This window comes from Pseudomonas abieticivorans (genome assembly GCF_023509015.1).
Taxonomy (GTDB): domain Bacteria; phylum Pseudomonadota; class Gammaproteobacteria; order Pseudomonadales; family Pseudomonadaceae; genus Aquipseudomonas; species Aquipseudomonas abieticivorans.
In genome coordinates, this window is sequence record NZ_CP094975.1 from 4,909,948 (window position 1) to 4,922,666 (window position 12,719).

The 12,719-nt window shown below is 61.1% G+C and carries 12 protein-coding genes; 6 read left to right on the forward strand and 6 right to left on the reverse strand.

The annotated features are described in order from the left end of the window. Positions 1-119 precede the first annotated feature (119 nt). The 6 genes from L9B60_RS22460 to L9B60_RS22485 form a co-directional block, all read right to left on the reverse strand. Entirely contained in the window at positions 120-1,130 is a 1,011-nt protein-coding gene (locus tag L9B60_RS22460; protein WP_249673175.1) for a sensor histidine kinase, read from the reverse strand. Next, positions 1,130-1,888 (reverse strand): response regulator, encoded by a 759-nt coding sequence (locus L9B60_RS22465; RefSeq protein WP_249673176.1) that lies wholly within the window; start codon positions 1,886-1,888, stop codon positions 1,130-1,132. Before L9B60_RS22465 ends, L9B60_RS22460 begins: the two co-directional genes overlap by 1 nt. Before the next feature lie 253 nt (positions 1,889-2,141). Further along, positions 2,142-3,494, reverse strand: coding sequence for a Na+/H+ antiporter NhaA (nhaA, locus tag L9B60_RS22470; RefSeq protein ID WP_249673177.1), 1,353 nt, complete (start codon positions 3,492-3,494; stop codon positions 2,142-2,144). 196 nt (positions 3,495-3,690) lie between these two features. Then, complete coding sequence (locus L9B60_RS22475; protein WP_249673178.1) at positions 3,691-4,971, reverse strand: TRAP transporter large permease; 1,281 nt, start codon at positions 4,969-4,971, stop codon at positions 3,691-3,693. Further along, positions 4,971-5,498, reverse strand: coding sequence for a TRAP transporter small permease (locus L9B60_RS22480; protein ID WP_249673179.1), 528 nt, complete (start codon positions 5,496-5,498; stop codon positions 4,971-4,973). The genes L9B60_RS22475 and L9B60_RS22480 overlap by 1 nt, the downstream gene beginning before the upstream one ends. A 68-nt stretch (positions 5,499-5,566) precedes the next feature. Beyond that, a complete protein-coding gene (locus tag L9B60_RS22485; RefSeq protein WP_249673180.1) occupies positions 5,567-6,547 on the reverse strand; it encodes a TRAP transporter substrate-binding protein in 981 nt (326 codons plus the stop codon). Between the two features lie 459 nt (positions 6,548-7,006). On the opposite strand from L9B60_RS22485, the gene L9B60_RS22490 reads away from it, so the two are divergent. The 6 genes from L9B60_RS22490 to tpx all read left to right on the forward strand — a co-directional run bounded on the left by L9B60_RS22490 (position 7,007) and on the right by tpx (position 12,563). Next, complete coding sequence (locus L9B60_RS22490; RefSeq protein WP_249673181.1) at positions 7,007-8,278, forward strand: serine/threonine transporter; 1,272 nt, start codon at positions 7,007-7,009, stop codon at positions 8,276-8,278. A gap of 60 nt (positions 8,279-8,338) precedes the next feature. Continuing rightward, positions 8,339-8,860 carry a nucleoside 2-deoxyribosyltransferase gene (locus tag L9B60_RS22495; RefSeq protein ID WP_249673182.1) on the forward strand — a complete coding sequence of 174 codons (522 nt, stop codon included), beginning with the start codon at positions 8,339-8,341 and terminating at the stop codon, positions 8,858-8,860. After that, positions 8,853-9,347, forward strand: coding sequence for a hypothetical protein (locus L9B60_RS22500; protein ID WP_249673183.1), 495 nt, complete (start codon positions 8,853-8,855; stop codon positions 9,345-9,347). Before L9B60_RS22495 ends, L9B60_RS22500 begins: the two co-directional genes overlap by 8 nt. A gap of 282 nt (positions 9,348-9,629) precedes the next feature. Beyond that, complete coding sequence (locus L9B60_RS22505) at positions 9,630-9,896, forward strand: DUF1652 domain-containing protein (protein WP_249673184.1); 267 nt, start codon at positions 9,630-9,632, stop codon at positions 9,894-9,896. 741 nt (positions 9,897-10,637) lie between these two features. Further along, on the forward strand, positions 10,638-11,960 hold the full coding sequence (locus L9B60_RS22510; protein WP_249673185.1) for an OprD family outer membrane porin: 1,323 nt from the start codon (positions 10,638-10,640) through the stop codon (positions 11,958-11,960). 102 nt (positions 11,961-12,062) lie between these two features. Then, a complete protein-coding gene (gene tpx, locus L9B60_RS22515) occupies positions 12,063-12,563 on the forward strand; it encodes a thiol peroxidase (protein WP_249673186.1) in 501 nt (166 codons plus the stop codon). Positions 12,564-12,719 lie beyond the last annotated feature (156 nt).

Consider the following 12,719-nt stretch of genomic DNA (forward strand, 5'->3'; position numbering starts at 1 on the left):
GTAGGACGTTTCTGAATCGGCGCTTTGAAAGGGCTGTCAGGGCCGCGGGATGGGTCGAAAAGCCTTCTAGTCAGCCTTATCGAGCCCTGTAGGCCCTGTGCAACTCGCGGTGGGGCGGCTCACACGCGCTTGAAGCTGACCACTGCCGTCAACCCGCCCCCCGGCGTTTCCTCCAGCGTGATGCTGCCACCCAGGCGCATCACGGCATCGCGGGCCAGGGTCATGCCCAGACCGACGCCGCCGGAGTTGCGGTTGCGCGACCCTTCCACCCGGTAAAACGCTTCGAACACCGTTTCGCGCAAGCTGGCCTCGATACCGGGGCCGTGGTCGATAATTCGAATCGTCACCTGGCTGGCGCTGTCGCGCAGGTCCACCAGGGTGGCGCCGCCGTAGCGCAGGGCGTTGTCGATCAGGTTGCTCAGGCAGGAGCGCAGCGCGATCGGCTGTACCAGCAGCGGCCGGCAATGGCCGCGGGTGCTGATGTCGTCACCGTGGTCCTGGGCGTTTTCGCACAAGGATTCGACCAGTGCCTGCACGTCATACAATTGCACGGCTTCGCAGGTGCGCTGCTCATGCAGGTAGCTCAGGGTAGCGTCGAGCATGCTGATCATGTCGTCCAGGTCCTGGCGCATCTGGCTTTGCAGTTTCAGGTCGTCGACCTGCTCGATGCGCAGCTTCATGCGTGACAGCGGCGTGCGCAGGTCGTGGGACACCGCCCCAAGCATTTGCGAGCGCTGACGCACCTGCTGGCGAATGCGTTGCTGCATGCGGTTGAAGATGTGCGCGGCCTGGCGCGATTCCCGTGGGCCGGTTTCTTCCAAGGGTTCGCTGTCGAGGTTTTCGCTCAAGCGCTCGGCGGCCTCGCTGAATTGCCGGATAGGCCGCGACAGCAGGCGCGCGCCCCACCAGGCGACCGCGATGATCGAGATAAACTGGATCACCAGGAACGCCATGGGCGGGGTGTTGGGCGGTGGGTGCGCGATCAACCGCCCACTCTCGTCCAATGTGGGCGAATGGGGTGGCCCCATGCCGTACTTCTGGAACCAGAAGTACGCCACCACGTGGGCGACGACAATGGCAACCATCGACATGCCGAACAGCCGCGCGAACAGCGTACTGGTGCCTTGCATCAAGCAATTTCCTGCGCGTCGAACAGGTAACCCTCGCCGCGCAGGGTTTTGATCAGGCGCGGGGACTTGGGGTCGTCGCCCAGTTTTTGGCGCAGGCGCGAGACCAGCAGGTCAATGCTGCGGTCGAAGGCCTCGATGGCCCGGCCGCGGGCGTTGTCCAGCAAGTGTTCACGGCTGAGGACCTGGCGCGGGTTCTCCAAAAACACCCACAGCAGGCGGAATTCGGCGTTGGACAAGGGCACGGTCAGGCCATCGGTGGAGACTAGCTGGCGCAACACGCTGTCCAGCCGCCAGTTGTCGAAACGCACGCTCACCCGTTGTTCGCTGCGCTCGTCGCGCACCCGGCGCAGCACGGTCTGGATGCGCGCCACCAACTCACGGGGCTCGAACGGCTTGGCCATGTAGTCATCGGCGCCCAGTTCCAGGCCGATGATCCGGTCGGTGGGTTCACAGCGCGCGGTCAGCATCAGGATCGGCACGTCGGAGGTGCTGCGCAGCCAGCGGCACAGCGACAGGCCGTCTTCGCCAGGCAGCATCAAGTCCAGCACCACCACGTCAAACGATTGTTCGGCCAGGGCCCGGCGCATTTCCACGCCATCGCCTACGCCCGTGGCCTGGATGCCGAAACGCGCCAGGTAGTCGCTGAGCAGTTCGCGCAGCGGCACGTCGTCGTCGACCACCAGCGCGGTGGTGTACCAGCGCTTGTCGGCGTCCAGGGATGAGTCTGTGTCTACGGGGGTTGTGGTAAGCGTTTGCATGCCTTGGAGTCCGCCTGGGAGACGCCAGCGGGCGTCAACGTATGAAGTGAAGGGCCTAGGGTCGGTCACTGGCGTGTCGCGGGGATGTCGGGTGTGTATCAAGGTGGTGCAATGTGCCGGCAGGCGATGGGCGGTATGAGCGCAAACCGGCACCCTGCCCGCAGGGCGCAGGCAGGAGGGTTATCGAGGGCGGGCGGACCGAGGCCAGATCAGCTTTGTATCAAGACCCATACGCGGCGCCCGAAAAAGCCAATCACTGACGCCGCCGTAGCATCCAGCCCCAGCTCAGCCCGAGCAGGGCGGCCACCACCGATGCACAGAGCACGGCGAGTTTGGCGGCCGAGAGCAAGCTGGGGTCGATAAAGGCCAGCGCCGAGATAAAGATCGACATCGTAAAGCCTATGCCGGCCAGCAGCCCCACCAACGCCACGCCGCCCCAGGTGACGCCGGCAGGCAGTTCGCAACACCTGGACTTGACCAGCAGGCTACACGCCATGATGACGCCCAGGGGTTTGCCCAGTACCAAGGCCACTATCACCGCGATGAAGGCCTGTTGCGACAGGTGATTGTTCAGGTCGGCTCCGGCCAGGTTGACGCCGGCATTGGCCAGGGCAAACAGCGGCATGATCCCGAACGCCACCCAGGGGTGCAGTGATGACTGGACCCGTTGAACCGGGGTCAGCATTTCCCGCTGCGCCTGGCGAAGCTGCTTGAGGGGCGCGCTGACCGACTGCTGGGCCTCGGGCTTGCCGGAAAACCGATCGACCAGTTCGTGGAAGTTGCGCTGGATCATATCCAGGGGCTTTTCCTTCATAGGCATCGACCGCACCGGCGTCAACAGGCCCAGGATGACCCCCGCCAGCGTTGGGTGAACACCGGTTTTGAACAAGCCATACCAGATGATCGCGCCGGGCAGTAGGTAGAGCGCCGCCTTGCCGATGCCCATACGCTGAAACGCCAGCACCATCAGCACCCCCGCCGCGGCGATGGCGATCCCCGCGTAGTCCAGGCTTGCGGTGTAGAAGATTGCGATGATCAATATGGCGACGATGTCATCGATGATCGCCAGGGCCAGGAGGAGCACCCTGACACCGCCTGGCACCGACTTGCCGAGCAGCGCCAGCACACCGACGGCGAACGCGATGTCGGTGGCGGTGGGGATGGCCCAGCCATGCACGGCCTCGGTCCCGTGGTTGATCGCCAGATAGATCAGCGCCGGCACGATCACCCCGCCCAAGGCGGCGCCCAATGGTAGAAACGCGAGCTTGACGGTTGCCAGCGCACCGTTGTGGATCTCCTGACGGATTTCGGCGCCCACCACCAGAAAGAACACGGTCATCAAGACGTCATTGACCAAAAAGTGCACGGATTGCGAAAGGCTGTAGGCGCCCAACGACAGGGTGATGGGGGTTTCCCAGAAGTGCGTGTAGCCGTCGGCATAACTACTGTTGGCCCAGGCCAGGGCGAGCAGGGCGGCCACCAGCAGCGCAATGCCACTGACTGCCTCGATATGGGAAAAACGTTCCAGTGCCGACAGCGCCCGTTCGGTCAAGACTTGCGGGCGCGGGATCACAGGTTTGGCTGCAGGGGCATTTTCAGCGGGCACGGGGGCTCCAAGTTGGCGGCCCGACCAACGTAGTGTTTAACCTGCACTTTGCGACAGGCAAAAGCGCACCCGGTCAGGATCATATTAAGTGTGACGGCGTGTTGCAAATATTCCGCCGCCGCTCAAGGTTCAAGGGGCCGGCGGGGATCAGGCGCCGAGTCGCAACGCCTGATCGGAGGAGGGCCCTAAGGTACGGCTACAGCACCAGGCCTGGAAGCCATAGCGAAATGGCCGGAATATAGGTGACCGCCATCAATACCAGTAACAGCGCCACGTAGAACGGTATCAGGGCCTTGACGGTAGATTCGATGCTGACCTTGCCCACCGCCGCGCCCACGAACAGCACGGCACCTACCGGCGGGGTGATCAGGCCGATGCCCAGGTTCACCAGCATGATCATGCCAAAGTGCACCGGGTCCACGCCAATGCCGATGATCACGGGCAGCAGGATCGGCGTGAGGATCAGAATCAGCGGGGCCATGTCCATCATCGTGCCCAGCAACAGCAGCATGACGTTGATGCACATGAGGATCACGTAACGGTTGTCCGACAGGGTCAGGAACGCTGCGGTGATCTTCATGGGGATTTCCATGAGCGTCAGGATGTAGCCGAAGCTGGCGGCGAAGCCGATCAGAATCATGACGATGGAAACGGTGCGCACGGCCCGGTGCATTAATTTGGGCAGGTCGCGCCATTTGTAGTCCCGGTAAATGAACATGGTCACGAAAAACGCCCAGAGCACGGCAATCGCCGCCGACTCGGTTGCCGTGAAAATGCCAGACAGGATACCGCCCAGGATGATGACCATCGCCATCATCCCCCACAGGGCTTCGGCGGCGATCTTCAGAGCCTGGCGCAGCGGGATGACCTCGCCCTTGGGGTAGTTGCGCCGGCGCGCGAAGATCATGCACAAGACCATCATCACGGCGCTGAGCAGCAACCCCGGCATGATGCCGGCGATGAACAGCGAACCGATCGACACCGTTCCCCCGGCGGCCAACGAATACAGCACCGAGTTGTGGCTGGGCGGGGTCAGCAGGGCCTGCACCGAACCACTGACCGTCACCGCCGTGGAGAATTCGCGGGGGTAGCCATTGCGTTCCATTTCCGGGATCAGCACCGAGCCCACGGACGCGGTGTCGGCGACCGAGGAGCCAGAAATGGCGCCAAAGAACGTCGACGCCACGATATTGACCAGCGACAGGCCGCCGCGCACGAACCCAACCAGCACCCCGGCAAAGGCCACCAGGCGGCGCGACATGCCGCCTTCGGCCATGATCGCCCCCGCCAGCACGAAGAACGGTATGGCCAGCAGCGAGAATTTGTTGACCCCTCCGGCGACCTGAATCATCAGGGCGTCAAAGGGAATGTCGATCCACCATGCGCCTATCAGCGCCGAAAGCCCCAGTGCGAACGCAACGGGCATGCCAATCAGGATCAGTACGACAAAGCTGCCCAACAGAATCAAAGCATCCATTACACAGCCCCTTCACTTTCTTCAGCCCAATCCAAGCGCACGGCACGGCGGTGGCTTTGGTCACCCAGGAAGAGTTTTTCCAGCACGAAGACCAAGGTCAGGATGCCGCCAACCGGAATCGGCAAGTAGGAAATACCGACGCGCAGGCCGGGCATTTCGCCAAGGAACTGATTCCAGGTGTTGCTGCACAGCTTCAGGCCTTTGACGGCCATGAATACGCACATCAGGGCCATCAGCAGTTGCACGGCAATGGCCGCGCTTTTGCGCAGTACCGGGGGCATGCGTTCGGTGGCCATGTTCACGGCCATGTGCGCGCCGGCACGGTAGCTGGCGGCAGCCCCGAAAAAGGTGAACACCACCATCAAGAGGATCGCGGTGGGTTCCGGCCAACTGGAGCCGGAACCCAGCACATAACGGGCGAAAATCCCCCAGGGGATGATCAATGCCATGGTCAGCATCGACAGCCCGGCAATCGCAATACACATCCGGTAGAGGCCATCGTTGAAGCGCAAGATCGAGTTTTTCATAAGTTCACCACGGCCAGGCGGTGGCGGATCAGTGCCCGCCACCGCAGCATCATCTGTCAGGAAAGGCGTTACTGAACGGCTTCGATGCGCTTGATCAGGTCGGTGTAAGGCGCGCCGTATTTGCTACGCACGTCGGCGGTGGCGTCATAAAAAGCTTTTTTCTGCGCAGGTGTCAGGGTGATGAATTCCACCCCGGCTGCCTTGAGTTTGGTTTCACTCTCGGCCGATTTCTTGTCCCACAGCACGCGCTCCTCGGCCTGGGCTTCGACCGCCAGCTTTTTCACCAGGGTTTTCTGCTCTGGGCTGAGGGTGTTCCAGGTGGCTTTGGACATCACCACCGGCTCCGGCAAAATAAGGTGCTCGGTGAGCGTGTAGTACTTCGCGCTCTGGTAGTGGTTGTGTTCCAGCAGGGTCGGCGGGTTGTTTTCCGCGCCGTCGATCACGCCGGTTTGCAGGGCGCTGAAAATCTCGCCCGTGGCCATGGCTATGCCGTTGCCGCCCATGGCGTTGATGGTGTCGATGAATACCGGGTTACCCTGCACCCGGATCTTCATGCCTTTGAGGTCTGCGATGTCACGCACCGGCTTCTTGGTGTAGAGGTTGCGGGTACCGCCATCCATCCACGCCAGGGCAACCAGGTTGAACTCGGAATGGGTGATCTTGTCGAGCATCTCCTGGCCGATTTCGCCGTCGATGACCTTGCGCATATGGGCATGGTCGCGAAACACGAACGGCAGGTTGAACACGTTCACGTCCGGCACCACCGGGCCGACGATCCCCAGGCTGACCCGGGTCATCTGGATGGCGTTGGCTTGGACCTGTTCGACCACTTCCTTTTCAGACCCCAGCACGCCACCGGCGAACATTTTGAAACTGATGTCGCCGTTGCTGTCCTTGACCAGCTTGTTACCCATTTCCTGTTCAGCCACGACAGTGGGGTAACCGGATGGGTGAACTTCGGCGAATTTGATCTTGACGTCTGCCAGCGCTGTGCCCGAGAGCAACAGCGCTAAAGGGAGTGCGGCGGTGAGTTTGCGGGTGAAGTCCATGGATATCTCCAGTGTTGTTTTTGTTTTTGGATACAGCGGCGTTACGGGGCTAGCGGTACTACCTGCAGGGCGGTGCCGAAGGCGCCTGGGCTCATCACATGGCCGCAGATCGAGGCCGAGGAGGAGCTCTGCGTGTTGTCTGTTGTCGTATAACATGGAGAGATGTTAGGCAGGGGGGTAAGAGTTGTAACGGCATGTAACATGCTCGAAAGTCTGATGGCCGGGTAAGGGATCAGCGCAGGTTGCCTGCTCAAAAGTTGAGGCGCTTTAACCTTCGGCTGCGGCAATTCGACACGCCGCCTGCGCAGTGATAATTCGACCACTGCTCAGCTAACCCTTTGCTTCTCAAGCACAATCCCGGACAATCTGCGCCCCCTTTATGGCCGGGGCGCTGCCTGCTTCATGTTTCATCCCGTCTCGGCCACGTATGAATAACCGGCAAAGCGGAGATTCGACCGGATGAATGAACAGGCCAACAGCCTCGACCAGGCCTATGCCGCGCCACAAGCGCAGCTGAGCCCCTGGAGCCGTCACGACACCACCTGGATGCTGGGCCTGTTTGGCACGGCCATCGGCGCCGGCACCTTGTTTTTGCCCATCAACGCAGGCCTGGGCGGTTTCTGGCCCTTGCTGATCCTGGCGGTGCTGGCGTTCCCCATGACCTATTACGCGCACCGTGGCCTGACCCGTTTCGTGCTGTCGGGCCGTGATGGCGCCGACATCACTGAAGTGGTGGAGGAGCATTTCGGCCTCAAGGCCGGTGCGCTGATCACCCTGCTGTATTTTTTCGCGATCTTCCCGATCCTGCTGATCTACAGCGTGGCCCTGACCAATACCGTGGGCAGTTTCATCGAGCACCAACTGCACCTGCAGCCACCCCCGCGCGCGGCGTTGGCATTTGTGCTGATCCTGGGCTTGTTGGCGGTGGTACGCTGCGGTGAGCGGGTGATCGTCAAGGCCATGAGCCTGATGGTCTACCCCTTCATCGTCGCGCTGCTGTTTTTGGCGGTGTTCCTGATGCCGCACTGGAACGGCGGCATCCTCAGCACGGCCAGTAATGTGCCAGAGCCTTCGGCCTTCCTGCACACCCTGTGGCTGGCGATTCCGGTGATGGTGTTCTCGTTCAACCATTCGCCGATCATCTCGGCTTTTGCGGTGGACCAGAAGCGCACCTATGGCGCCAATGCCGAGCAGCGCAGCTCGCAGATCCTGCGCCGCGCCCACGGCTTGATGGTGGTGATGGTGCTGTTTTTCGTGTTCAGCTGCGTGCTGACCCTGTCGCCAGCGCAGTTGGCCGAAGCCAAGGCCCAGAACCTGTCGATCCTGTCATACCTGGCCAACCACTTCAGCAACCCGACCATCGCGTTCGCCGCGCCATTGATCGCGTTCGTGGCCATTGCCAAGTCGTTCCTGGGGCACTACATCGGTGCCAGCGAAGGCCTCAAGGGCCTGGTGGCCAAAAGCGGTCGCAAGCCGGGCGCCAAAGCCCTGGACCGCATGGTGGCAGCCTTCATGCTGGTGGTGTGCTGGTTGGTGGCGACACTTAACCCAAGCATCCTGGGCATGATCGAAACCTGGGGCGGCCCGGTGATCGCGGCCATCCTGTTTTTGATGCCGATGTACGCCATCCGCCGCATCCCGGCCATGCGCCAGTATTCGGGGCAGATGTCCAACGTGTTTGTGACCCTGGTGGGCCTGGTGGCGATTTCGGCACTGGTGTACACGCTTTAGGCTTAGACTGTTCAGGCCTGCGCGCTCACCCGCGCGGCGCAGGCCTGACGGAGAGCCCCAATGGACGCCCCACCCGTATACCTTGCCGGTTTTGATGTGTTCCGGCGAGATGCCATCGAGCAGGGCCGCACCCTCAAGCGGTTGTGTGCCGAACAGGGCTTGCTAGGCCTGTACCCCTTCGATAACCAGATCCCCGCCAACCTGTCGCCAACGCGGTCGGCCGCGCTGATCTGCCAGCAGAACATTGCCATGATCCGCGAAAGCCACGCGGTGCTGGCCAACCTCAACCTGTTCCGCGGCCTTGAACCCGACTCCGGCACCGCTTTTGAAATGGGCATGGCCGTGGCCTTGGGCAAACCGGTGTGGGTGTACTTCGAGCCTGTAGACTCACTTCGCGACCTGGTGCCGCATGATGCCGAGGGTTTCGATGCACAGGGTTACCAAGTGGAAGATTTTAGCCTACCGCGCAATTTGATGCTGGCCTGTACCTGGGCGGGCAGCAGTACCAACGCCGAGCACGCCGTCAGCGACTTGAGCGCCTACCTTCAATCGCACGTCAGTGAGGAACACCATCGTGGATGAAGTCCAGAACCTGGGTGAAATGCTCAAGCACTACACCCTGAGCGAAGAACAGAAGAAGCAACAATTCGAGGGCCAGTGCGGCGAGTGGTCCATAAGCATCGACCAATTGTTCGAGACCATCGAGCAATGGCTGCAGCCGCTATCGGCCACCGGCCTTCTGGACGTGCAGCGCGAACCTTACCAGGCGGCCAGTTCCGTGTTCCCGGCGCCGGTGTCGCCGTTCAACTCGCAGAAGATGAGCATCTCCCTGGCCTTGCGCACGGTGGAACTGATACCGGAAGTGATGGGGCCCAAAGGTGTGATCTCGCTGTCGGTGATGGGGCTTACGTCAGACCGTTTCGGCAGCATCTCGATCGTGCGCACGCCGCCTTCGGCCGATTGGCTGTGGCGCAAGGACCGTGGGGTCAAGGAGCCTGAAGTGTCGCCCTTGACCTCGGACTTTTTGGCGTTGCAGTTGCAAGCGTTGATTCCCAAGCATCGGGACTGAAGGGCGGGGGTGTTGGGTAAGTGGCGCGGGGTATACCTTCGAACTAATGAGTTAGAAGTAAACCTGAACGCTGAATCGATTATCCGGAACGTACGTTCAATATAAAAAAATTCAAATTTATCAGAGCGTTAGGATCTTAAAAAAATATTTCCCAGGACTTTATTGCGAGGGTGGGCGCTGGGGTATATACAGTAATTCACCCCTTTGAGATGCCGAACGTCGAGCCCGTCCTGGCTTGCGTTCACTTGCCGCATCTGCCCGCCGGAATGGAGGTTACGCATTATGATGACGCTGGGATTGTGCAGTCTGGAACTGCGCAACATTATCGAGTGTGCTTTTTTGCCCAAGCGCTGCACGTGTCAGGTGGCGCCTGATAAATCACTGACCGTGCAGGTCACCGACCCGGTGACAGGCCGGGTGGATTTGCTGGTAACCGGTATCTCCACCGATCGCCTGAACAGCAGTCGGGCCATTTCCGATCTGATCGCTGAGTTGCGTGGCGACCTGGAGCGCAATCGCCACACCTTCCCCCGCGCGCGCGCAAGCTGAGGCCACACAGCACCAGCCGATCACTAAGGCGGACAACTCGGGCGAACAACTCGGGCGAACAACTCGGTCCGACAGGCCATGGCGCGTTGCAGCAAATGTGGGAGCCGAGCTTGCTCGCGACGCGCCGCGCGGGCGGCGCTCGATCTCAAGAGCGCCACAACAACATCGGCATGCACCTGGTGGCCTTACCAAGATTCCCAAACCAAAGGCTTTTGCAGGGGAGGGGGGGCAACAAATGCCGGCCTTGGGTTATCTGTGACGCCCTGTAGCGCGCGCCGCCCGCGCGGCGCATCGCGAGCAAGCTCGCTCCCACATTGTGTGCAACCTTACATAACAGCTGACCTCACTTCTTGATCGTGCCCACTGAGATCGTCCGCCAGGCACACAAGGCTGGCCACTCGGTCCAACAGGCCATGTGTGGGAGCCGAGCTTGCTCGCGACGCGCCGCGCGGGCGGCGCTCGATCTCAAGAGCGCTATAACAACATCGGCTAGCGCCCGGCTGCCCCCGCGCGGCGTATCGCGAGCAAGCTCGGCTCCCACATTTGCTGCCTCGTGCCAGGTCATTAGGGACGTACCTAAATCTACCTGAGCCGGGCTTAACTTTTATTTCATGACAGTATTAAGGCCGTTGTCGCGCAACTGTCATCTGCGCAATTGTTAATGGGTTTCAACCACTTGCAGGGCCCGAGGTGGCGCCGCCCGGGCGCTGCAAGTGATCCCTCACGTTAATGAGACCCATGATGATCAAGACACTTATCAGGCCCTTGGCCGGCGTGCTGCTGGGCGGCGCCATGTTCAGCGCACACGCCGATTTTATCGATGACAGCCACGCCGACCTGACGCTGCTCAACCGTTACCTCAACCAGCAAGGCAGCAGCGTGGCCGGCAGCAACGCCAAGGCCAAGAGCGTGCGCGACTGGGGCCAGGGGTTCGAGCTGAACTTCAAGTCCGGTTACACCGCAGGCACCGTTGGCGTGGGCCTGGACGTGCAGGCGTTCTATGGCCTGAAACTGGACTCCAACAGTACCCAAGGCAGCATGTTCCCGTTGGATGATGGCAAGTCGGCCAACAACTTCGGCGTGCTCAGCCCCACCTTCAAAATGCGCTTTCTCAAGGACGAATTGCGGGTAGGCACGCTGTACCAGAACAACCCGATGCTGGCCAACACCGACGGGCGCCTGTACCACCAGACCAATACCGGTGCGCAACTGGTGTCCAAGGATCTGGACAACTTCACCTTCACCGGCGGGGACATCACCCAGACCAAGATCCGCAACGAGTCGGGCGACAGTGACATGACCACCGGCGGCGGCAAGAAACTCAGCAACCGCTTCCTGTACGGTGGCGCCGACTACACCGGTATCGCCAACACCACCCTGAGCGCCTGGTATTCCAACCTTGAGGATTACTACCAGCAGTTCTACCTGGGTGCACGGCGCACCGACGCCTTGCCGGTGGGCAGCCTGTTCAGCGATTTTCGCGCCTACCGCAGCCTGGGCGTGGGCGAGAACGCCTCGGGCGACAGCGACTATGCTGCCGCCGGCTACTACGGCGATGGGCTGAGCAAGGGCCGTATCAACCAGGCCACCGTCAGCCTGATGGAAAGCTACAGCCTGGAAGGCCACACGGCCGGTATCGGTTACCAGAAAAACAGCGGCGACAGCGACTTCCCCTACCTGGACTCCGGTCTCAATGGCGGTGATGCGCGCCAAGGGCCGTCGTCGGGCGCGGACTCGCCAGCCCTCACCAACCTGCAGTTGAACAAGTTCCAGCACGCGGGCGAGCAGACCTGGCTCGCCCAGTACAAGTATGACTTCGGCCATTTGGGCCTCAAGGGGCTGGGCTTCAGCGCGCTGTACGCCCACGGCGATTCGGTGCGCGTGGCCAGCGGTGGCGACAGCGAATGGGAGCGTGACCTGGCGCTTAGTTACGAAGTGCCGGACGGCCAGCTCAAGGGCCTGGGCGTGACCTGGAAAAACGCCCACGCCAGCCCCGGCATGACCGGCTCCACGGTGCAGGAAGAGAATCGCTTTTACGTAAGCTATGTAGTCCCGCTCTGGTAAGAATGCAGGCGCTTTCTATTTTGCAAAAAGCGCCGTAGGCCGGTCGGCCATTTCATGGTTAACTTTGCCTCCTTTCCAAAAACACCTAGAAGGATTTCGTTCATGGCTCAAGTAACGCTCAAAGGCAACCCGGTCCAGGTCAACGGTCAACTGCCCCAGGTCGGTGCCCAGGCTCCAGCCTTCTCGCTGGTGGGTGCGACCCTGGCCGACGTCACCCTGAAAGACTTCGCCGGCAAGCGCAAAGTGCTGAACATCTTCCCAAGCGTCGACACCCCGACCTGCGCTACCTCCGTGCGTAAGTTCAACGCTGCCCTCGACAAGCTGGAAAACACCGTGGTGCTGTGCATCTCGGCTGACCTGCCGTTTGCCCAGGCGCGTTTCTGCGGTGCCGAAGGCCTGGAAAACGTCAAGAGCCTATCGACCCTGCGTGGCCGTGAGTTCATCGAAAACTACGGCGTGGCCATCGCTGACGGTCCTCTGGCTGGCTTGACCGCACGTGCCGTGGTGGTGCTGGACGAGAACGACAAGGTGCTGCACAGCGAGCTGGTTGGCGAAATCGCCGAAGAGCCGAACTACGACGCTGCCATCGCTGCTTTGAAGTAAGAAGTGCGGGGGCTGCTTCGCGGATTCATCCGCTAAGCAGCCCCCGCGCACCGCAATACCCTGATACATAAAAACGGCCTGAACCTTTCAGGCCGTTTTTCGTTTAAAGTCCGCGCACTTATTAAACTGCCCAGTTAAGTAAATTGCCGGTAAAGG